Annotated in this window: 19 protein-coding genes and 1 pseudogene; 15 read left to right on the plus strand and 5 right to left on the minus strand. The window is 48.4% G+C overall.

Annotated elements, in window-relative coordinates:
• Positions 1–75 precede the first annotated feature (75 nt).
• On the minus strand, positions 76–681 hold the full coding sequence (locus M2108_RS12410) for a DUF1349 domain-containing protein (RefSeq protein ID WP_277469648.1): 606 nt from the start codon (positions 679–681) through the stop codon (positions 76–78).
• A gap of 240 nt (positions 682–921) precedes the next feature.
• Between M2108_RS12410 and M2108_RS12415 the strand changes: the two genes are divergently transcribed.
• Positions 922–1,752 (plus strand): class I SAM-dependent methyltransferase, encoded by an 831-nt coding sequence (locus M2108_RS12415; RefSeq protein WP_277469649.1) that lies wholly within the window; start codon positions 922–924, stop codon positions 1,750–1,752.
• A gap of 67 nt (positions 1,753–1,819) precedes the next feature.
• Here the strand turns inward: M2108_RS12415 and M2108_RS12420 are convergent, their stop codons facing one another.
• Entirely contained in the window at positions 1,820–2,635 is an 816-nt protein-coding gene (locus tag M2108_RS12420) for a Cof-type HAD-IIB family hydrolase (protein WP_277469650.1), read from the minus strand.
• Between the two features lie 177 nt (positions 2,636–2,812).
• Here M2108_RS12420 and M2108_RS12425 point away from each other — a divergent pair, with 177 nt between their 5' ends.
• On the plus strand, positions 2,813–3,301 hold the full coding sequence (locus M2108_RS12425) for a prolyl-tRNA synthetase associated domain-containing protein (protein ID WP_277469651.1): 489 nt from the start codon (positions 2,813–2,815) through the stop codon (positions 3,299–3,301).
• Between the two features lie 123 nt (positions 3,302–3,424).
• On the opposite strand, the gene M2108_RS12430 is transcribed toward M2108_RS12425, so the two are convergent.
• Positions 3,425–3,640, minus strand: coding sequence for a serine hydrolase (locus M2108_RS12430; RefSeq protein WP_277469652.1), 216 nt, complete (start codon positions 3,638–3,640; stop codon positions 3,425–3,427).
• Positions 3,641–3,717: 77 nt separating this feature from the next.
• Here M2108_RS12430 and M2108_RS12435 point away from each other — a divergent pair, with 77 nt between their 5' ends.
• Genes M2108_RS12435 through M2108_RS12445 form a run of 3 tightly spaced genes read left to right on the plus strand, consistent with a single transcriptional unit; the run spans position 3,718 to position 5,583 of the window.
• Positions 3,718–4,572, plus strand: coding sequence for an ABC transporter ATP-binding protein (locus M2108_RS12435; RefSeq protein WP_277469653.1), 855 nt, complete (start codon positions 3,718–3,720; stop codon positions 4,570–4,572).
• Positions 4,565–5,218: an ABC-2 transporter permease gene (locus M2108_RS12440; protein WP_277469654.1), complete on the plus strand. Its 654-nt coding sequence runs from the start codon at positions 4,565–4,567 to the stop codon at positions 5,216–5,218. Before M2108_RS12435 ends, M2108_RS12440 begins: the two co-directional genes overlap by 8 nt.
• A complete protein-coding gene (locus M2108_RS12445; protein WP_277469655.1) occupies positions 5,218–5,583 on the plus strand; it encodes a GntR family transcriptional regulator in 366 nt (121 codons plus the stop codon). Before M2108_RS12440 ends, M2108_RS12445 begins: the two co-directional genes overlap by 1 nt.
• A gap of 70 nt (positions 5,584–5,653) precedes the next feature.
• Here M2108_RS12445 and M2108_RS12450 read toward each other — a convergent pair whose 3' ends face one another.
• Positions 5,654–8,041: a GH36-type glycosyl hydrolase domain-containing protein gene (locus M2108_RS12450; RefSeq protein WP_277469656.1), complete on the minus strand. Its 2,388-nt coding sequence runs from the start codon at positions 8,039–8,041 to the stop codon at positions 5,654–5,656.
• Between the two features lie 323 nt (positions 8,042–8,364).
• On the opposite strand from M2108_RS12450, the gene M2108_RS12455 reads away from it, so the two are divergent.
• The 4 genes from M2108_RS12455 to M2108_RS12470 all read left to right on the plus strand — a co-directional run bounded on the left by M2108_RS12455 (position 8,365) and on the right by M2108_RS12470 (position 14,422).
• A complete protein-coding gene (locus M2108_RS12455) occupies positions 8,365–10,620 on the plus strand; it encodes a B12-binding domain-containing radical SAM protein (RefSeq protein WP_277469657.1) in 2,256 nt (751 codons plus the stop codon).
• A complete protein-coding gene (locus tag M2108_RS12460; protein ID WP_277469658.1) occupies positions 10,617–11,894 on the plus strand; it encodes an MFS transporter in 1,278 nt (425 codons plus the stop codon). Before M2108_RS12455 ends, M2108_RS12460 begins: the two co-directional genes overlap by 4 nt.
• Positions 11,895–12,282: 388 nt before the next feature.
• Complete coding sequence (locus tag M2108_RS12465) at positions 12,283–12,867, plus strand: RNA polymerase sigma factor (RefSeq protein ID WP_277469659.1); 585 nt, start codon at positions 12,283–12,285, stop codon at positions 12,865–12,867.
• Positions 12,839–14,422, plus strand: a complete 1,584-nt coding sequence (locus tag M2108_RS12470; protein ID WP_277469660.1) for a DUF4179 domain-containing protein — start codon at positions 12,839–12,841, stop codon at positions 14,420–14,422. The genes M2108_RS12465 and M2108_RS12470 overlap by 29 nt, the downstream gene beginning before the upstream one ends.
• Before the next feature lie 97 nt (positions 14,423–14,519).
• Here M2108_RS12470 and M2108_RS12475 read toward each other — a convergent pair whose 3' ends face one another.
• Positions 14,520–17,246 (minus strand): glycosyl hydrolase family 95 catalytic domain-containing protein, encoded by a 2,727-nt coding sequence (locus M2108_RS12475; RefSeq protein ID WP_277469661.1) that lies wholly within the window; start codon positions 17,244–17,246, stop codon positions 14,520–14,522.
• Positions 17,247–17,378: 132 nt separating this feature from the next.
• On the opposite strand from M2108_RS12475, the gene M2108_RS12480 reads away from it, so the two are divergent.
• From M2108_RS12480 to M2108_RS12505, 6 genes and pseudogenes are all read left to right on the plus strand, one after another.
• A complete protein-coding gene (locus M2108_RS12480) occupies positions 17,379–18,269 on the plus strand; it encodes an AraC family transcriptional regulator (RefSeq protein ID WP_277469707.1) in 891 nt (296 codons plus the stop codon).
• Positions 18,269–18,445: pseudogene (locus tag M2108_RS12485) on the plus strand (response regulator); the annotation flags it as partial. The gene M2108_RS12480 and the pseudogene M2108_RS12485, both read left to right, overlap by 1 nt.
• A gap of 164 nt (positions 18,446–18,609) precedes the next feature.
• Complete coding sequence (locus M2108_RS12490; protein WP_280767988.1) at positions 18,610–18,900, plus strand: hypothetical protein; 291 nt, start codon at positions 18,610–18,612, stop codon at positions 18,898–18,900.
• Positions 18,901–19,332 carry an S-layer homology domain-containing protein gene (locus tag M2108_RS12495; protein ID WP_280777039.1) on the plus strand — a complete coding sequence of 144 codons (432 nt, stop codon included), beginning with the start codon at positions 18,901–18,903 and terminating at the stop codon, positions 19,330–19,332.
• A 108-nt stretch (positions 19,333–19,440) separates the two neighbouring features.
• Positions 19,441–20,868 (plus strand): flavocytochrome c, encoded by a 1,428-nt coding sequence (locus tag M2108_RS12500; RefSeq protein WP_277469665.1) that lies wholly within the window; start codon positions 19,441–19,443, stop codon positions 20,866–20,868.
• Positions 20,869–20,880: 12 nt separating this feature from the next.
• On the plus strand, positions 20,881–21,237 hold the full coding sequence (locus M2108_RS12505) for an FMN-binding protein (protein WP_277469666.1): 357 nt from the start codon (positions 20,881–20,883) through the stop codon (positions 21,235–21,237).

Below are 21,237 nucleotides of genomic sequence, written 5' to 3' on the forward strand. Positions count from 1 at the left end.
ATAGCATAGACTTTTTTATAGCTTCTCTGGAAAAAAAAGCGGTGCCCACAATAAGGAGCACCGCTCGGACAAATGTTACACACCTGCTCTAATATTTTTCACGGTTTTCTTTTCTAATGAGAAGCCAGAGTAGCGTCTGTCACCGCCGTTGCCATTGGGAGCCTGCGGAACGAAGCCCACCTTTACAGTCTCTTCCACTGGTAAATTGAAGAATCTCACCATATAGAACTGGTCACCATTTAATGAATAATGAAAAGCAAAGGCTTGGCCGACACGGGTAATCTGGAGCCATACCGAATCGCCGTCAATATTGTTTCCATTTGCGTCGTCTGATAACGGATTTGTTACTACACTTACAACCGCATGCGTATCGAAATCCGTCAATTCAAAGCACAGCTTGGCCCATACCTCTAGATCCTTCATAACCATAACCGAAGCAGAATCGTATACATCCCTGAAATCATGCCCTACCTTAACCCGCATTACAAAATCACCGGAAACCTCTGTATAAAAAAACGGAGCGTTTGTAAGCGAGCTTGGCGTAATTCCTTCTTCTGATACAGTCCCGTTGTTACAGAAAAAGTCACTATCCTTAGGAGCGTATAATACCATTTCTTCATTCTCGAATCTGATGCTGCTTTCATTAAGCCATTTAAAGTTGCTGAAATCCTTGTGATCCATTCAACTTCCCTCCAGCTCATTTGTGATTAGTAAATTTTCACACTACAGTAAATAATTCTATCACTGAGGCTGCCGTTTCGTGTAGAACGATTCTTCTCAACTGATAGCACAATCTGAACAATCCGAACTGCACTCAACCATCAGTTGAAATCCCCAAAATATCAAACAACCGGTTATTGTCCGCTCCATAAATCTCCAATAAAATTGGACTACACAGATAAGGAGCGTGGATACTGAATCATGAAGGATAAATTAGCAAGAAACATTAGCATCTACCGCAAGGAAAAGGGACTTACACAAGAGGAGCTTGCACAAATTCTCGGGTTGTCTTTTCAGGCGGTGTCCAAATGGGAAAATGCCCAGTCCATGCCGGATATTTCGCTGCTGCCCCAGCTGTCGGCAACCCTGGAGGTAAGCATTGATAAGCTGCTGGGTTATGCATCACAGGACCGGCCGATTTCCATCTACGAGGATGTCTACAAAACGCCGGAATATTACTGGGGAACTGAGCCCAACAAGGTATGTTACCAGGTGCTCCAGCTGATGCCTCCTACCAGGCATTTGAAAGTGCTGGATATAGGCTGCGGGGAGGGAAAGGATGCCGTCTTCATGGCCCGGAACGGATATGATGTCAGTGCCCTGGATATTTCAGATGCAGGCATTGAGAAAACAAAGCGGCTCGCTGAAAAGAACGGTGTGCATGTAAATGTTTTTAAAGCAGATATCCAGGACCACCGTTTGAATGCTCACTATGACATCATCTTCTCAAGCGGCGTGCTTAACTACATAAAACCGGATTTCCGCAAAGAAATCTTTGATAATTACAAGCATTATACCAATGAAGGCGGCCTGCATGTCCTTAATGTGTTTGTTAACAAGCCGTTCATTGCCCCGCCGCCTGAAAAAGAATCCAACTCCTATAAATGGCATTCCGGCGAATTGCTCACGCACTATCACGACTGGCTGATTAAGGATAGCTCGGAAGTCGTCTTCGACTGTAACTCATCCGGCATCCCCCATAAACACGCCATGACGAAAATGATTGCGCAGAAGGTTACTGTTTTGCCGTAAGGTTTACTATATTTGATCATAAAAAATAGAGGGGCTAAGAGCCCCTCTTTGTTGATCACATAACCAATTAATTTTTAAATGGCCCCTGCCCCGCAAAATACTGATCGATCACTTCCAAAACACCGCTGTTAATATTAGCCGGTGCCATATATTTTGCCGCCTCTTTCACTTCATCCGATCCGTTCTCCATGGCAAAGCTGTACTTTACATGTCTCAGCATTTCAATGTCATTGCCTCCGTCACCAAAGGCCATCGTTTCATCATCTTTGATATCCCATTTGTCCTGCAGCAGTTGAATACCGGAAGCCTTATGGAATTTCGGCGCAATCAGATCAATATATCCATGTCCGCTGGAGACAGGAGTTACTGTGTTCCCGATGCTGCTCTGCAGCAGATCTTTTAGCTGAAGCGTCTCCTCATCCGGACAGGACAATGCAAATTTCAGAATCTGATCGTTCACCTCATCGAAGCTCTTCACTCTTTTTAACCGGTGATAATATTTGTTTACGATAGTAAAAAAGGTGTCCGATACACTATCCAGCACATAGGCACTTTCTTTGCCGCATAACACAATCTGAAACTTATTATTGGATACCAGCTCTTTCAGAACCAGCTGCACATCCTGTTTGGGTATATCAACAGCGGACACTTCCTGCCCCTGATCGACGATAAAGGCGCCATTTTCAGCCACATAACTGATCTCATCCTGGATCTCACCAAAAAAGGACTTCAGCTGATAGTACTGGTTGCCGCTGGCCACAACAAACCGGATTCCCTGCTCCTTCATCTTTGCATACTGTTTAGCGAACCTTTCTTTGTCATATCCCATCTCTTTATTTAGAAAGGTTCCATCCATATCCACTGCAATGAGCTTGATCGTCATCCTGTTTCCTCCTGATTGTATAATCTGAGTTACTGTAGAGGAAACACCTCACCTCTAATGACGATATTACTACACTTTTAGTGATATCTCTAAACTCTTTATCCAAATCCAATAATAATGATATTATTATGTCCAGTTGCAGTGACCACTCTACAAAATCCGAAGATAAAGGTGATAATGATGAACCGCGAAGCCGTTATAGAGCTGTTAAAGCAGCAGAACGTAAGCCATGAAGTGATTGACCATCCTGCCGCCTACACCATCGCAGACATGGAGCGCTTCGGGCTCCCCAGAATAGATCAGATAGCCAAAAATCTGTTCATCCGTGATGACAAAAAAAGAAATTATTATCTGCTGTCGATTCAGAAGGATAAGTCCGTTAACCTGAAGCAGCTGCGTACGCTGCTGGAGTCCCGTCCCCTTACGTTTGCTTCTGAAGAAGATTTAATGCAGCTACTCGGCCTCACTAAAGGCGCCGTCTCCCCGTTTGGCATACTGAACGACAAGGAGCGCACGGTGAAATATATCCTGGATGCAGATTTGCAAAAGGGCGAAACCGTCGGCGTCCATCCCAACGAGAACACCGCTACCGTGTGGCTTACGCCCGAAAACCTGCTTAATATCGTAACGGCTCATGGTAACCCGGTTAGCATAATAACTTTGTAAGCGTAAATGAAAAGAGCCCGGGCGCTGATCCTTTTTCGGGACAAGCGTCCGGGTTCTTTTGAATGCGGGCGGTAACCCGGCCTGAGAAGATAAACAAGGCTGTGCAACGCCAAAAAGCAATGCCTATTCAGCACTATCAAGCATACGCAACAATACATCTCTCCTATGCCCCAGCTCCCCCTCCGCATTGCTGAGCAGAATAACCGCCGTCCCCTTGGACATATCCCGCCAGATCTCCGAGGAGAAACCATTTATCGCCCCGTTATGAGTGTATATCGTTCCCGTTGAACCGGGAATTGCCCAGCCTAATGCGTATTCCTTAAGCTCCGGTGTGCGCATAGGAATTGACACCATAATCCCCCGGTGATATATTGTGTATGCACGACATACACAATTTTAATAAGGAGGTACATCTCATGCTGGTATTGGATATCAAACATTTAAATAAGCACTATGAACACTTTTCATTAAAAGATGTGTCTTTTCAACTGGAAAAGGGCTATATCATGGGTTTCATCGGAATTAACGGTGCGGGTAAAACAACGACCATCAAATCCATTTTGAATTTAATCAGCATGGATGGCGGCGAGATTCATGCCCTTGGGAAAAACATAACGCAGCACGAAGTCGAGCTGAAGCAGGAAATCGGATACGCCTTTGGAGACATCAACTTTTACAGCCGCAATAAAATCAAGACGTTAACGAATGTAATCAAAACCTTTTACCGTAATTGGGATGACAACACCTACCGCAAGTATCTGAAAAAATTCAATCTGATTGAAGATAAAAAAATCGCCGAATTATCAACCGGAATGAAAGTCAAATACAGTCTGGCCCTCGCTTTGTCGCATGGTGCCAAGCTGCTTATCCTGGATGAGCCGACAAGCGGCCTTGATCCCGCTGCCAGAGATAATCTTCTGAGTATTTTTCAGGAGCTTGTGCAGGACGGCGAAATCAGTATTCTCTTTTCAACCCATGTTACATCTGACCTGGAAAAATGCGCCGACTATATTACTTACATCCATGACGGACAAATTGTTAACAGTGCCGAGAAGGAAGCGTTCGTCGATGCGTTTCGCCTGCTGAATGGTACAAAAGAGCAGCTGGAACAAGTCAAAGACCGGCTGATTTCCTATAAAACGAATTCTTTCGGCTTTACCGGCCTGATTCATACGAAAGATTTTGAACCGTCGCCGGGCATTGTCTCTGCAATTCCGAATCTCGAGGAAATTATGATCTACTACTCAAGAAAAGAGGAAGCTTATGTATAATTTACTGCTCAAAGAACTCAAATTAGGCGTAAATCCGTTCTTCTACATATTACCCTTTTTGACAGGCGCCTTGATGTTAATCCCGGGCTGGCTGTATTTCCTTGTTATCCTATACTTTTGTTTTTTAACGGTACCGAATATGTTCAGCGGGTATAAAAGCCAAAATGATCTCATGTTCACCGGCATGCTGCCTGTAGCCAAAAAGGATGTTGTCAAAGCGAAGGTGACTTTCATCGTCCTTCTGGAGCTGCTGCATATTGTAATCGCCATAATCTACGGTCTGATCAGTGTCCGCTTATATCCGAATATGACCTACTATTTCTTTGCGCCGTCCATTGGGTTCTGGGCGCTATGTCTGGTGATGCTTGCAATCTTCAATCTTATCTTTTTTACTATGTATTACAAAACAGCATATAAATACGGCGCGGCCTCCATCGTATCGATTACTGCTGCTACCCTGTTCGCCGGGGCTGCAGAATGGCTGGGCATTCAAAGCCCGTTAGTGCATGACCTGTTTAAGGGAAGCGGCGCTGACAGCATGACTACTCAGCTCTCCATCCTACTTGCCTGTATCGCTATTTTTGCAATATTCACATTTTTAGCTTATCATATTGGCTACAAACGATTCTTGAAAGTGGAAATATAATGAATATTGCAATCTCAAACACCTCGGATAAACCAATCTATCAACAGCTATTTGATCAGATCAGTGCCCAGATTCTTAAAGGTGAGCTGGAAAGCGGCTATATTCTGCCGCCCATCCGTCAGGCAGCCGTCGAGCTGTCTGTCAGTATCATTACCGTAAAAAAAGCCTGGGAGGAGCTGGAACGAAGCGGTCTGATTTATACCGTGACGGGTAAAGGCTGTTTTGTCGCCGGTCTGTCGGCCGATGAGAAGGTTAAGAAGCGCAATGAAATGATCCTGAAGCAGATGGTGACCGATACGGATTATTACAAATCCTTCGGCCTCACGATGGATGAAGTGATTGCCCTTTTAAAGGAAATCTACTAAATAAAGTGTTAATGCCCAACCGGCTCCGGGATTCTGCTGTCCCTGTAACCGGTTGGGCATTTTATGCTGCTCAGTCAGTCACTGCAGGAAGCTTAACAAGCACCTTATATTGTCCGCCAGCTTCCAGCCCTTTAAGCACACCGTCCCGGACAAGCTCACCGTCCAGATAAACCTCTGTAGCCGTAACCCCGGCTTCACGCTTCATTTCAACATGCAGCTGCGCGCCTCTGAAGATGCGTTTTACCACAGCCTCGTCCCAATCCGAAGGCAGCTGCGGCTGCACCTGCAGTCCTTCACGGTTACCCTGTAATCCGAACAGGCCGTCTATCAGGCACCGGTATACCCACGGCACGGTTCCTGTATTAAAAAGATGGCTGGAGCGTCCGGCCGTCTTCGGAAACTGTCTGTAGGCTCCGCGGTAATAGTTCGGAATAAAGACCGGCAGCTGGCCCCGGCGGATGATATCCTCGATGTCAGGTCCCGGGATCATTTTGCGCAGCAGGCGGTAGGCATCATCCTGCTCGCCAACGGCATACAGGCCATAGATATAAAAGGCTGCGGCATGATTATAGACCGCCCCGTTCTCGGCTGTTCCCGGATGTTTTTGCGTTACCCGGCCCACATCTTCCCGCATAGCGGTATAGGAGGGGGCCAGCTTTTCCACACCATAAGGGGTCTCCAGCTGTTCACTGACCGATTTCATCAGCTTCTCCCGCTTCTCCTCATCGGCCGCACCACTGAGCAGCGCCCAGCCCTGCGGATTAATAAAGATCCGTCCTTCCTTATCTTCGCTGATGCCGAACACTACATTGTCATCGGTGATTCCCCGCGCATACCACTCGCCGTCCCAGAAATACCGATTGACTACAGCATTCGTCTCATCCGCAGCCAGGCGGAATGCCTGCCCGTTCTCCGGCCGGCCGCTGTGTTCGCAGATATCCGCCCAGATCATAAAAGCATACGCCGCCGCTATCGTCAGCCATCCGGATACGCCAGCGCCCTTATAGCCGACCATATTCATCGGGTCGCACCAGTCGCCTTGATTAATATAATTCAGACCTCTCCCGTCCCGCTCATGGATCAGCCAGTGCATCGCCCGGTCGATGTGCTCGAAGACAGTGCCGCTTTCCTCTCCGCCCGAGTAAGGAACTTGCTCCTCCAGAAGGGTGTAATCATCCGTCTCCTCCAGATAGGTAATGAGGCAGATCGGCAGCCAGACGCAGTGATCGGTATGCGGAACCTGATTGATATATTTCAGTTCAGCCGCTTCGTGCAAAATAATGCCATCCGGCATGGCTCCGCTTACATTTTGCTGGCTCAGGGCTGTCAGGAAGGCCTCCCTCGCCATGTGCGGCTTAATATAGCTCATGCCCATATTATCCTGCAGATAATTACGGGTCTGGGGATCTGTCGTCAGGCGGTTCGTCTGCCCGTGATAGTACATCTGCCGGGGCAGCCAGTGGTTAACCAGATTATCTAGATCGGCATCCGGAGTGGTGATTTCGATGATGCCTCTGCCTTCCTTAATGTATTCCGCGTACTCCTGTTCAGCGAGCACAAATCCGTCTTCACCGGCTGCGTTGGCAGTCTGGAACAGCCGCTGACGGATATCGGCAATCTCCTGCTCATCATGAGCGGGTCCAAACACGAAACGGTATTCCCGATCTTCGCCCGGAGCAAGGCCGATGCTGTACTGAAGAACAGCTACGGGTGTTTCATAACGTGCTTCCCCTTTGGCCAGCAGTCCACCTGTAAGTGCTGACGGTGAGCCGATTCCGCCCTCTCCTTCAAAGGCTTCCTGATTTACCTCCCAGGCCGCCGGCGCTTGATCGGCAAGCAGAAACGTCTTGTCCTTCAGGTGTTTGATCTTGTCATAATCCTGATATTTCTGGTAAGGTGTGACGGCTGTAGCAACGATCCCCTGCAGAGCTTCTTTATATTCACCGGACTGGTTCATCCAGGACATATACCCGATGGTGAAATAGGGATAAATGCTAATTTTCCGGGCAGCAGAGGACAGATTGGTCACCTTCACCCGCCACAGCTCCATTGGCTCATTTTTGGGCAGGCTCAGCGTCATTTCAATAGCAATGCCGTTACGCTCTATTTTCCAGACAATATTATGTTTCCCTACAGCAAAGGTGTAGTGATCGGGAGGCATGCGGACAGGCTCGTACGGGGCAGAGAACACCTCACCGCTCTCCTCATCCTTCACATAGACAAACCGGCCGGGATGATGGGCATAATAAGGCTGCTCCGGCTGCATGAAGGTCTTGGCTTCCAGGTTCGGTGCATACGAGTATTTGGCAGGCTCAGGCTGCATGTACTGGGCCACAGCATATCCCCGGCAGTTCATATGGATCATCATTTGCTCATTCCACAGGAAGCCCGAAGCCTTAGGCAGAATCGTCGGACTCGACAGCTCATAATACTGGTTATCCTCAGAAGCTCTTATCATTTGTGTGCCCCTCTCTCCAAAAAATCTCATTATTATCCAAATTAATAGTTTATCTGCTATTTCATTTAGCGTCAATCTGCTAGCTCATATATCAAATGGTATTTTTTAGCATATAATCTCTTTAATACCCAAAGGAGGTGAGATTGTATGGAAAAGGAAGAACAGGAGCTGGTTGCAGCCATTCTGGAGATCACCGAAGAATTTGACAGCGTTGTTACACGTGAGAACAATATCAATAATATTCACTAACCGCATTCCGCAGCCCGGCCTCCTCATTGAATCCTTCAATTGGGGAGGTATCTCTTGAATATGGAGGTCATGAAATGGTAAAAACTGCGCTTATCTACCCGCCTGTCAGTGATCCTACCTCGGGTTATCACAGCCTTTGCTGTTTGGCGGGCTATGCGCGGCAATTCGGCTTTGCCGATATTGATATTATTGACAGCAATATTGATTCATGGCTATATACTACAGCCCCTGAGCAAATCGAAAGAACGATGCAGGCTATTAATGAACGGACTGCACAGCTTCAGGCACGGGAACACCTTACGCCTGTTGAACAGATGGAGCTTCATTACGCGCTCAAAGTGCAAGGCGTGAATTTTGCTGAGGAGCTTCCGGCCGCACTGCATACGTTCAGGAATGAAGCAGCCTTTTTTGACTACACGATGTATACAAGTGCCGTTGAGACTGTAATGCTCTGGATGGATGCCTTATCTTTAACGGGCTTCCCGGGACAGTTCCGGGGGTTCAGCCTGGCGACCAGCGGATTTTATAATATTTTCAGCTCATTGGATATGCGTGATCCTGAAATTACCGGAGTGATCTCCCGGCCGTTCACTGATTATTATAGCAAGGAATTGATCCCCGGCATTAGTACAGGCGGTTATTCCCTCGTTGGCATCAGCATCACCTATGTCGCCCAAATCCCCTTCGCACTAAGCATGGCACGTCACATCCGGACAAGCTGTCCGGGAATCCGCATGATATTCGGCGGTACCGCCGTCTCGGATTACTGGAAATACATTTTGGACAAAAACGATTTTTATGCGGTATTTGACCCGGCAGATGCCTGCATCATCGGTGAAGGTGAAAGTGCCTTTGTCTCTATTCTCCAAGCCTTGGAGCACGACACTTCTATACCTGCGTCTCCGAATATTGCCCTGCACCCCAGGCATCAGGCTGCGACTGATCCCTTTACGCCCGAAATCAAATATGAGGATATCTGCTCCTTTCCAGTGCCGGAGTACAGCAAGCTGCCCTGGGAAAAGTACCTGTCCCCGTATCCGTTCATATACTATTCTCCTTCGCGGGGATGCTACTGGAACCGCTGCACCTTTTGTGATTACGGCTTGAATACCGATTCGCCTACCAGTCCCTGGCGGCAATACCCGCTCGATAAAATTATGGAAGATTTGAGGACGCTTGCCGTCACCTACAAATATATATATTTTTCAGTAGATGTGCTTTCTCCTGCTTTACTCCTGAAGCTTGCAGCGGCAATTTTGGAAGAAGGGCTCGATATCCGCTGGGGAGCAGAGATCCGGCTTGAGGAATACTGGACACCGGAGCGCTGCGGGTTGCTGCAGCAAAGCGGCTGTACCGCCATCTCTGTCGGCTTTGAATCCGGCAACCAGCGGATCCTCAATCTCATTAATAAAGGAACCAAGGTCGACCGGCTGCAGGAAACGATTCAAATGTTCAGCGAAGCTGGCATCGGCGTGCAAATTATGGGCTTTACCGGCTTCCCTACCGAAACGATTGAAGATGCATTGAGCTCTGTTGATTTTTTGCAGGAGAATACCAGGCATTGGACCTTTGGTGGACTCGGCCAGTTCGTCTTAACCAAAGGCGCTATTATAGCCAAGGAGCCGGAACGCTTCAACATTCTTGGTGTCCGGCCGTTTGAGGGGGAGGATGTCGCATGGCGGCTACATTACAGTGAGCCTGAGGATCTGCTTGCCGCTTCTTCACGCTGCGGGTCGAAGGAGCTGACTGAGGCCAAAGCCTCGTTGCGGGGAGGTCTGCTGGACCGTCCCTGGGTGGGGGGAGTGGATACTGCGCATTCGATGTTCTACCATGACAGGTTCGGAAATAATATCCTGAGTGTCATCGGCAGTGCAAATCATCCGCCGGCTAATGCGGACACAGTCATGGAATTAAACGGCCATCTCCTTGAGGGGCATTATTACCTTCCTGTACACAAGCTGTTCAGCAAAAAGAACCTGGATAACATTCTGGATTCCTCCGAACGCGAAGGCAAGGCAGTCAACGCGCAGAATATAACGGAGCTGCTTCAGCAGTGGAAACCGGATGCCCCAAGCTACACGGAGCCGCAGGAACAGCAGCTGTTCGTCCGGCGGGACGGTACTCTCTTTCCGTTTCCCGCACCGATGATCGCTTTTTTGCGCAGGTTCGAGCATGGCTTAAGCTTAACGGAGCTGCTTCAGCACTCCTCGCAGCTAGAGTTCCATACCAAGCTATGGCAGCATTCTATCAGCAACCGGTTTCTGCGGCTGAAGCAGCCTCCGGTAATGGTGGCACATGGAGCCTTAAATAGAGGAGGAGTATTCAGTTGAATTCCGTAGTAAGCAAGCCTAATTACAGGCTCCTGCTGCAGCATAATGCGGACTTCCGCTATCTATGGCTGGCCCGTGCCTGCTCCTTCTTCGGGGATTCCTTATACAATCTGGCAATCAGCTGGCTCGTGTACTCAATGACCGGCTCCTCGCTCCAGGTGGGGCTTGTGATTGTCACCAAATTCCTCCCGGAAATGATTCTCGGCTTATTCATCGGTGCCTGGGTTGACCGGTTGAACAAAAAAAACCTGATGCAGATCTCCGATGCCGCTCAGGCCCTGCTCACCGGAACCCTTGCTGTACTCATGTTAACCGGACAGCTGCAGCTGCTGCATATCTATCTGATTACAGCCGCCCTTGCGGTAATGGGCAATCTGTTCGGGACCTCACAGAGCTCCTTGATGCCCGAGCTCATTGCAGATAAAGCTTATCTTATCTCGGCCAATTCACTGATGTCTGTTTCTCTGCAGATCACCCGCATTCTTGGTACGGTTGCCGGCGGAATACTGGTGGCCTCCATTGGAAATTCAGGGGCCGTAGTTATGGATGCGGTATCCTTTATCCTCTCGCTCGCCCTGATTCAGCGGATCAAATTCCGCAGCAAGACAAAGAGACAACCCGGCAGTGCCGGGTTGTCCATCTTCGCGGAAATCCGTGAGGGCTGGGGATGGCTGCGGGGGCAGACCGCCCTGCTGCTCATCATCCTTCTCGGCACGCTCAGCAATATTGCCTTGGGTCCGAGCAATGTGCTTCCCCCCATGCTGATCGGGGAGCTGCTGCAGGGCGGCTCCCGCGAGCTTGGTATTTTTAATGCCGCTATAGGAGCCGGACTGCTTCTGGGCGGACTCTTTGTCGGCAGCCAATCCCCGCGGCGAATCGGCCTCTGGTTCTCCTGCGGACTGGGGGTTCAAGGCCTTGGCATGGGAGTGATCGCAATATCTCCTGCACTCTGGCCGGCCTGCTTCGGCAACCTGCTCCTTGGCTTTGGCGTGACCGTTACAGTAATCCCGATGAGCACACTGTTTCAGCTCCTGGTTCCGTCCCAGCTTCGGGGACGCGTCAACAGCATCAGCTCCATGGCCTTTAACCTCTCCATCCCGTTAACCTACGGCGGAGTAGGGATTCTGGCCGACAGAATCGGTGTGGCCATTTGCTTCGCAATTGCCGCTGCCCTGTTTGCTGTATGCCTGACCGCCGGCCTGACCAATCCTCATCTGCGCTGCCTTGACATCAAAGCTCCGCCATCCTCACGTGCAGCGGGAATATCGGGCTGACGGCAGAACTCCTCCCTTAATAAGGTCGAGGCATCGGCGCTGACCGGTCGAATCCACATCTGTTGAGAAGCAGACGGGCCGTATGTGGGGACTGCGGTATTCATCATTATTGAAATCGAAAAGGCCATTACGCGCACCATCATCCGCCGCCATAGTGTAGGCAGCCATCAGCGGCAGCATTAAAACGCAGCATCATCGTGACTCTGGAGGCTCACGAGTACAAGCCTTTGCAGCAGCAGCCCGGGTATACATGCTAAAGTGTATATCCGGGCTGCTTTTTTTTAACTAGAAGCATTAAAAATATCTATTCAACTAAACAAAATAAACTAAGAAGATTTAACGCATCAACCCGTCTTATAGATATAGACGTCACAATGGGAGGGCTGTAATGACAGAACCAGTCGAAGATAGATTGATCATCGAAAGGGTGCTGGGGGGAGACCGGGAGGCATTTGCAGTGCTGATTGATAAATACAGCTCAAGGCTCTATTTTTTCCTGCTGGAGATGGGCTCTTCTCCTCAGGATGCACAGGACCAGGCTCAGGAAGCTTTTATTCAAGCCTACAGAAAGCTGCGCAGCCATCGCTTACAATCCAGCTTTTCAGCCTGGCTGTATGCCATCGCTGTCAATGTGTTCAGAGAAGCCGGGCGGCGCAAGCGCTTCAGCTTTGCAAATGACCTGTTGAATGTTCAAATCGACAACTCCCCTACTCCGGAAGAGCGGTACATGCGCAGAGAAAGCGAAGTCGAACTTCAACGTATGATCCAAAAGCTGCCGCAGCGCTACCGCATTGTACTGCTTCTGTACTACACAGAGGATTTAAGTTACGAGGAGATTTCAGCAGTGACAGGCCTGACCATGCATCAGGTGAAAAACCGTCTGTATCAGGCGCGCCTAAAACTAAAAAAGCTATGGCCCGGGAAGACCATGAAGGAGGATGCTTATGGCCAAACCAAATCATACGAATGCTGACGAGTGGTTGGATAATGAAATGCATGCTTACAAAAAATCTACATCCGCATCGCTTAACGGACGTTTTACGGAGCAAGTTATGGATCAGGTACGGCAAACAGAAATTTCCCTCCTCCCTTCAGCCTACAAGCAAAAACGATTCGCCGGACTGCGCTGGGGAGCGGGCATACTCGGTGGACTGGCAATTATTCTGGTGCTCTATGGTTTGACGAAACCGGATGTCTCTTATGAAACAGGAAGCAAACGAATTTTCCAGGCGCACACGATGATGCCGGCTAACAAGATCATGCATTGGACAGATCCCGGAATGCAGAATGCCCAATCGCTGGGACTTATACAAATGCCTGCTGTCAGCATCACAGATCAGGGCTACACACTGTCACTCGAAGAGGTGATTGCTGATGATACACGGATTGTATTCTCACTTCTGCTGACAGATTCCTCGGGACAGACGAATCACAATTGGAAGAATACTATTGATCATAGTATGATTCAGATCAAAGATGAGAACGACCAGGAAATTGCTTTTTTCCGGTCTGTTATTCCCATGCAGGATGGAGGGGACGAACAATCCCCGGCCTATGAGAACGACAGGCTTTGGTTAACCTATGCGTACGATCAGCTCCCAGGAGACCACATCATTATTGAGAGCAATGTTAACAGACTCAATGTTAAGGAAGGAGCAGGTGCTTCAACCGGATTGAACGGTGACTGGAGCTTTAGTTATGAAGTGGATATAAGCAAGTCAAAAGAGCTGTCCACTTCCATTGAAATGGATCAGTCTTATACGACGCCAGCAGGATTGAGTGTTACGGCCCAGCGTCTTGTCCAGACGCCTACCGGTGCCTTACTACAGCTTGAAACCCGTTTATCGGCTGAAACCGGTGAGCGTAGTCCGGCGGAGCTCAGTGAGAAGCTTGCATTGCAGTTTCACTTGGAGAATGAACAAGGCGAGGAAATCGGCCGCATCAATAATTATGGTTTTGACGGATACTCCTATTGGGACATTGGATACTTCAAGAGCGATGACCCTGCCGGCAGAGCCCAGCAATGGACCTTCGCCCTTCCTTACCTGCCCTTTGACAGCAGCAGCATCAGGCTCGTGCTGGACGGTTATTCACTACCCGTTCAGACAGACGATTCAGTAACCTTTGTTCCTGAGGATTTAAAGAACCAGCCTGCAGTCTTTAAAGGACAAGGAGATGTATTGCAGCTGCATGATTTTGAGATCAAAGATAACGGGGCAGGCAGCGTGCCTTCCGGCAGACTGCTGATTAGCGGTGAATTTGTGAACAGCTTCCAGGAGGACCGCTGGGTTGTTCAGGATGAATCGGGCAAAACATATGACGCCCAGTTTACAGGCCATACACAGCTTGGAGAGATTGTAATCATTAATGCGCCCCAAGCAGGTTCTGACAGTCCCTCGTACTTCGATATTCCCGGCCTGACCGCCATACCAGAGAAGCTGACGCTGATCAGGACAGTTACTAATAAAAGGTATACTGATGTGGACTGGAGCTTTGATTTACCGGAACCGGCCGGAGTGAAAAACTAAAGCTGGAACTACTAGCAGAAATAATTCAGGACATCAAAATAAACCATTTCCGGTCGTTCCCGATTCGGATTGGTTTATTTTTTGCTTTTATTTGGCCTTAACTTTCTGCACCCAGCTGCCACACAACATCAACCTCTACACCTGCACTAAGAATGAATTGAATATATTTCCCCTGCTCATTCTGTTCTATCTTGGCTTCGCTCCCGTTAACCATAGCCTTTGTCCATGGAAGGCCTAGCTTTAAGCGGATGGTATTATCCTCCCTGAGAGAGTTCAGTGTCACGTGTACGGTTCTTGCGGGCAATTCCCAGGATAACGCCGTAACCTCGACCCTTGTTCTAGCCATAAGCCCATTTATGGAGCCGGTTTGCCAATCGGAAGGCAAGGCCGGGAGAACCTCTATTTCTCCGGTATTCGAGAATAATAAGGCTTCATTGACGGCTGCCACTGTGCCGAAGGAGGTATCCGAACAGTAGCAGTTACATCTTCTGTTCGAATCATGATCTGTCATCAAGGAGCTGTAATACCCGGCATCCCTCATCATCGGAAGCAGGGAGGAGAGTACGCCGTCACCATTCTTCAGCCTGGCTTGAACCAGCGCTTTATGCATCCAGCCATGTCCTGCGGTATCATCCCCGGTGTTATACTGATCCCTGTTGGCAATCGCGGTTTTGGCAGCCCGGGCCAACCCGGGATCGTTCTGCGTTTCATAGGCAGGCCATGCTGCATAGAGATGGCTCAAATGCCGGTGGTTGTTATTCTCCATATATTCATTCATGGCCCACTCGCGTAAGGCCCCATCCGAATCGTATTTATAATCCGGCAGCAGTTTAAGCAATGATTCCCATCTGGCTATTGCATATTCATAGCCTTCTCTCTTGACTGCCTGCTCCATTGCAATAACCATGGATAGACCATCCCGCGCTGCTGAAATATCCATCGTGGCATTAGCTGTGATCGTGCTGTTGTAGCCGATGGGATGATTCTCGGGTGAATATGCCGGAATGATCAGATATTTCTCACCCGGATTGAGCGCGGTTTTGCCATGCTGGTGACATGCGTTGCCGTTAACATCCGTGTAGTATTCCGGTGTGCAGAGCTGCTCCCAGAAGTTAGCCTGCTTGGTCAGCAGGGGGAGCAGAATATCCTCTGCAAGATTCAAATAGCCTTTGTCCTTAAGCTGTGCGAATTCCTCATCATTCAGGCCTCCATCACGAACACCAAGAACCGGTTTCAGCTCATCGAACCGCATGTTATCGTTAATCGGAATCTGCTGATTGCCGTAACATTGCCAGTACTCATAAATAGGCAAAAGACACCAGCTTGCCCCCGCGTTCCAATATTCAAACGGGTAATCATTGTCATATTCTACATGCATCCCGCGGTCGCCGTCAGAGTTAACGGATACCTGCAGCGCATCATGCATGCCGTACGCCATCCGCGCATTATATTCGAAATCGGGAGTATTTCTCAGAAAAAAAGTAATATATCCAAGCTGGGCATGTGTCAAATGGCCTGTATTCATGGCGGCAACCTGCAGATTCACATTGGCATCCAGCGTATAAATCCCGCGCCAGCCAGGATTCCACTCTCCCGTCCACATTCCATACAAGCGCGGTGCGCTTGCACCGCTGCAGCAGATCATGGCATATCTCCCCTGGTTATACACCTGCTCCATAAAAGCAGGATTGACTCTCTGCGGAGCTGACTTTTGCGCATGGATTAAGGCCAGGTTATCAGCGTCCTTATCCTGCCCGTCGCCTTCAATCCTGAAGCTTACCGCGTTGAACTCTGCTGAATGCTTCTCCGCATGGGCAGCAAGCGCCGCATCATAATCGAACCCGCCGCCCGGAGCCGAATATTTGTGCACAACTGCATTCGTGTCTTGGAAGAGCCGGTCTATAATATCGTATTGTGTCATTGCGGAGAAATCTTCTATTCTCCCCATGGAATGAGTTCTTCTGGAGCGTGTAATCAAATATACGGCATCGGCATCCTTAACCTGAACCGCAGGGGTTGCTGTCCCGGACACTTTCATCGGTTCAAGGCTGCTGTCAGCCAGCAGTACTATTTCCTTTGTACCGTTAACTACAACAACTTGGGTCAAGCCTGCGTATCCTCCATAGGCCAGCTCGCTTCCCGGATAGGATGGATAATGGACGACTTGCGCGAGATAATCCGCATTAGAATCCGCCAGCTTTTTATATTGGAGTGACTTCAAATCATTGAAACCATCGTATGCCCCGCTCAAAGCCGTAATATCGTCTATGGAGAGGGTCAAGTGAAGCTTGGTCCCTGCAGAGGATGAAGTGAGCTGCGTGATCGAAACATTATCCTCCCTGGAGGTAAAAGAGGTACGGACCCACTCCCCGTCCTCATTGCTATAGCGCACACCCGTCTCTGCCGTTTCATAGTTCGTCCATCTCTCATAACCGGACAAGCTTCCTTTATTGGGTATATTAACTCTGAGCTGATGTCCCGGATGGTAGCTATAATAAAAGGTTCTTTTCCTCGTCCCGCCGGTCTCGTCCGTAATCTTCCAGCTATCATTTTGGCTGAAGACATTCTGCCGGGCATCCGGGAGCTGAGCGGTTAATTCCTCCGGAATGACTCTGGGGTCTCTGGAAGGATAATTAAACCACATGTTCTGAAAAATAAAGCTGTCCGAGTAAGGTGAGCCGGAGGTGATATATCCGTTCTCCCCGTTTCCGCTGATCATGCCCTCCCGCCACGCATTACCGGGATGGACAGCAGGAACCTCTGTATACGTGTTAGCATAATTTCCTTTCTGATACATGCGTCTCGTGTCTGGTACTCTTGTCATCTGGTATCCTCCTGATCGGCTGAGGCTGAATGCAAAATTATTATATCAATGGGGGGTTTGATTCGTTATCCTTAGAGATGACAAGGAAGCCGGAAAGCTGTCGCATTTTTACAGGAGGGAACGTCTGTGAGCATGAAATTACCCAGCATCAACATTGACAATATGGATATCAAGCTGAACCTTGAAGGCATGGTGCTGAACGTGTTGTATGTCAAATTCGGCTATTTCTACAGACCTATGCCTGAGCACAGCCACAGCCAAAACAGCTATGAGCTTCATTATATCCCGGCAGGACAGGGCACTCTGTACGCGCAAGGGCAACGTTATGCAATCACACCCGGGACGATATATGTAACTGGACCGGAGGTCGCTCATGAACAGATTCCCCACCCGGAGGATCCGATGGCGGAATATTGCATCTTTTTTGAGATTTTGCCTAGCAACTCCGTTCTCCCGCTAGTCAAGCGAACCTTCGTGAAGGAGCCGTCCCTTCCGGAGCTGCTCCTGTCCACTCCCTTCTGGATCGGACTGGACAGCGGAAATATGATGGTATTGTTTGAAATGCTGGCGGATGAGCTCTCTCTGGAGCAGGCCGGTGTTCATCATATGGCAACTAATATTCTTGAGATGATTGTGATCCGGGTGATAAGACAATATAGTAAAAACCACGCGTCCACCAAGTCCCTTCCGCTGAAGACCCTTGACGATAGCAGACTACTAACGATTGAAAACAGCTTTTTGTACCATTACGATTCTATTACACTGAAGCAGCTTGCAGACCAGCTGGGCCTAAGCACCAGACAGACGGAACGGATGGTATACAAGCAATACGGCATGCCCTTCAAAGATAAGAAACTGCAGGCGCGAATGGGCGCCGCTTCACGCCTTCTGCTCACAACAGACACTTCTGTTAGCGGAATTGCAGCACAAGTGGGGTACGCCACACCGGAACAATTCAGTAATGCGTTCAAAAAATATTATGGAATGACGGCTACCGGGTACAGGAGCTTAGGAGGTATATAATGCCAAAAACGATATTAGTTGTAAACGACGACAAGGAAATCGTAAAACTCATCACAGACAGCTTAAGGTACGAGCAATTCGCAATAATTCCGGCACACTCCGGGAAAGAAGCCTTAGCTGCATTGGAAGAAAACCACATTGATTTCATCGTTATGGATATCGTGAAGCCTGGTTTAAAGAGTGGGAAGAACTGAGTCCCGGTAACGAAAAGGCGGATCGCTGTTCCTTAAATTTTTCACTGTGGATAAATCGCGGCAAATTCAAAAGGGCGGTCTGGGGCTGGGGCTGGGCCTTGCAAGCTGTAAATCTAGGGTCAGCTTCTTTCACTTGGAGTTTCTTCTTGAGGTTCCTTTTAACATCACTGTTGTACATTTTTGTTACTACACCAAGCACACTTTCGGCCAATGTGACCAAGGGATACCTGGCGCCACTGGGACTCATCCTGATCATCGTCATTCTCTCCAGTGTGTTGGCCTCTTTTGGATTTGCCCCCTATTTCCCATGGACCATCCCGTCGGTATTTCAAAGCACCGGTTCTTTAAAACAGAGCAGTATAATGATCCTTACGTATACGGGTATAGCCGGAATAGCTGGAACATTTGCCTGGTGGAGATTTGCCGAGCAGCAATAAATGGACGGTATTACTTTCCCGTTCATAACTATAGTGTACCCAAGCAAAATCTGGCTTACGTGTAACCAATCTGACGATGAGGTGGCGTACGCAGAGCCTGAAGATTACGGCTTCTACATGAACACGGATGCAGCTGGCGAATACGTTTATTGGGCAGCTACCGGATCAGGCTTGATGAACGGTTATAGTGGTGGAAGCTTCCGTCCGGATGAGAAGATCAGTCGTAGTGAATTAGCGGCGCTGATAACTAGAGCTTTTAAGCTAACAGGTACTGGAAATGCATCCTTCACAGATGTTCAAAAAAATGCCTGGTATTATGCTTCCATTGATGTACTCGCATCCAATAATATTATTACAGGTTGTCTTCGAGCCGAGGATATCGATCAACGTTTAGTACCATCTCTTCAATCATTAAACAGATTTCCTAAATAGTTTTTTTAGTAATTTAATCCTTTCTTTAGTTACTAAATATTTCAAGAGCTCCGCATTCAAGTTATGATAATTGTGAAATAATGCACAATCATTTTTGGGGGGAGAATTATGAATAGAAAAAAGTTGGCGTTTCTGTTAGGCAAAGGATTATTACTGGCAAGTCTTGTGGTACTGCCTGGATGTTCTGATAAAGGGGAGTCTACAGATATTGTTATTATTGGTGGTGGCGGTGCCGGGATGACTGCAGCCATTGAAGCACATAACCAGGGAGCCAAAGTCATTTTAATTGAAAAAATGCCCATGCTTGGAGGAAATACAGTCCGGGCGGAAGGCGGACTAAATGCTGCGGGAACACCTTATCAGGCGGCAGCAGGGATCGTTGACAGTCCAGAGCTTCATTATGAGGATACTATGAAGGGCGGCAAAAACCTGAATAATCCCGATCTGGTCAGAACGCTTACGAACGGTGCAGCAGCTTCAGTAGAATGGCTGAAAGAGAATGGCGCCGAGCTCTCAGAAGTGGGACGCGCTGGAGGCGCAAGTGTTAATCGTATCCACCGCCCTGCCGGCGGCGAAGCTGCCGGGAATTTCATTGTAGTCGCACTGAAGAAAAAGCTGGAAGAGTACAACATTGATGTAAGATTACAAACAACTGCAAATGAAATCATCAAGAATAAAGACGGTGTAGTAACCGGCGTGAAAGTTACCGATAAAGAAAATAAGCAGTACACGATTAATGCCGATTCCGTTATCCTGGCTGCTGGCGGATTTGGAGCTAATATGGAGATGATTAAGAGTTACCAGCCGCAACTTGCAGACTTCTCCACAACCAACCATCCAGGTGCGACAGGTGACGGTACAACGATGGCAGAACAAATTGGCGCCAAACTTGTTGATATGAAAGAAATTCAAATTCATCCAACTACTATCCCAGGCCAAGGCGTGTTAATAACAGAAGGAGTACGCGGAGACGGGGCAATCCTCGTCAATACCGAGGGCAAGCGATTTACAAATGAATTATTGACCCGTGATGTCGTCTCTCAAAATATACTGGCTCAACCCGGAAAAGTAGCGTACCTCATCTTTAACGATGAGCTGCGTGCAAATTTGAAAGCGACTGAAGTATATTTTGGAATGGATTTAGTTAAAGAAGGCTCAACTCCGGCAGAACTTGCACAACAAATTGGTATTGATGCTGTGGCGCTGGCAGATACACTGGAACGGTACAATGGATTTGTTGCTTCCGGCACAGATACAGATTTCGAGCGGGCGGATCTTGTGTTGTCTTTTGAGCAAGGCAAGTATTATGCCATTCAGGTAACACCGGGAATTCACCACACTATGGGTGGAGTAGTTATCAATACTCAAGCTCAAGTGCTGGATACTAATGACCAAATTATCAAGGGACTGTATGCTGCCGGAGAAGTGACAGGCGGCGTACATGGCGGCAACCGGCTTGGTGGAAACGCACTTGCGGACATCATCACCTTTGGACGAATCGCGGCAGACGAAGCCGTGAAATCATTGAACCAATAAGGAGGAATTGATATGAATAAGTGGACAAAGGTTCTTTTGCTTTCTGCTTTTGCAGCCTTAGCTATAATCTCGACAGGCTGCTCTTCTTCAGGCCAGTATGTAGATGGAACTTATGATGGTACGGGTAAAGGGGTAAAGAGTGACATTAAGGTAGCTGTCGAAATAAAAGATGAAAAAATCGAAGCCATTACCGTGCAAGAACATAAGGAAACACAGGCAATGATTGATGCTGCTATCGAGAATACGATCCCCGAGATTATAGAAAAGCAAACCACAGAAGGAGTAGACGCCCTCTCAGGCGCTTCCGGTTCCAGTGGCGGTATAATAGAAGCGGTAACACAAGCATTGGAACAAGCCAAAAAGAAATAG

The sequence above is a fragment of the Paenibacillus sp. PastM-3 genome, assembly GCF_029893965.1.
In the GTDB taxonomy this organism is placed as follows: Bacteria; Bacillota; Bacilli; order Paenibacillales; family Paenibacillaceae; genus Paenibacillus_AQ.

Coding starts and splice junctions, on each gene's coding strand:
- M2108_RS12465 (WP_277469659.1), top strand. CDS start 12,283: ATGACAGAACCAGTCGAAGATAGATTGATCATCGAAAGGGTGCTGGGG.
- M2108_RS12450 (WP_277469656.1), bottom strand. CDS start 8,041: ATGATAAGAGCTTCTGAGGATAACCAGTATTATGAGCTGTCGAGTCCG.
- M2108_RS12415 (WP_277469649.1), top strand. CDS start 922: ATGAAGGATAAATTAGCAAGAAACATTAGCATCTACCGCAAGGAAAAG.
- M2108_RS12410 (WP_277469648.1), bottom strand. CDS start 681: ATGGATCACAAGGATTTCAGCAACTTTAAATGGCTTAATGAAAGCAGC.
- M2108_RS12505 (WP_277469666.1), top strand. CDS start 20,881: ATGAATAAGTGGACAAAGGTTCTTTTGCTTTCTGCTTTTGCAGCCTTA.
- M2108_RS12435 (WP_277469653.1), top strand. CDS start 3,718: ATGCTGGTATTGGATATCAAACATTTAAATAAGCACTATGAACACTTT.
- M2108_RS12440 (WP_277469654.1), top strand. CDS start 4,565: ATGTATAATTTACTGCTCAAAGAACTCAAATTAGGCGTAAATCCGTTC.
- M2108_RS12475 (WP_277469661.1), bottom strand. CDS start 17,246: ATGACAAGAGTACCAGACACGAGACGCATGTATCAGAAAGGAAATTAT.
- M2108_RS12420 (WP_277469650.1), bottom strand. CDS start 2,635: ATGACGATCAAGCTCATTGCAGTGGATATGGATGGAACCTTTCTAAAT.
- M2108_RS12500 (WP_277469665.1), top strand. CDS start 19,441: ATGAATAGAAAAAAGTTGGCGTTTCTGTTAGGCAAAGGATTATTACTG.
- M2108_RS12455 (WP_277469657.1), top strand. CDS start 8,365: ATGGTAAAAACTGCGCTTATCTACCCGCCTGTCAGTGATCCTACCTCG.
- M2108_RS12430 (WP_277469652.1), bottom strand. CDS start 3,640: ATGCGCACACCGGAGCTTAAGGAATACGCATTAGGCTGGGCAATTCCC.
- M2108_RS12480 (WP_277469707.1), top strand. CDS start 17,379: ATGAAATTACCCAGCATCAACATTGACAATATGGATATCAAGCTGAAC.
- M2108_RS12470 (WP_277469660.1), top strand. CDS start 12,839: ATGGCCAAACCAAATCATACGAATGCTGACGAGTGGTTGGATAATGAA.
- M2108_RS12425 (WP_277469651.1), top strand. CDS start 2,813: ATGATGAACCGCGAAGCCGTTATAGAGCTGTTAAAGCAGCAGAACGTA.
- M2108_RS12445 (WP_277469655.1), top strand. CDS start 5,218: ATGAATATTGCAATCTCAAACACCTCGGATAAACCAATCTATCAACAG.
- M2108_RS12495 (WP_280777039.1), top strand. CDS start 18,901: ATGGACGGTATTACTTTCCCGTTCATAACTATAGTGTACCCAAGCAAA.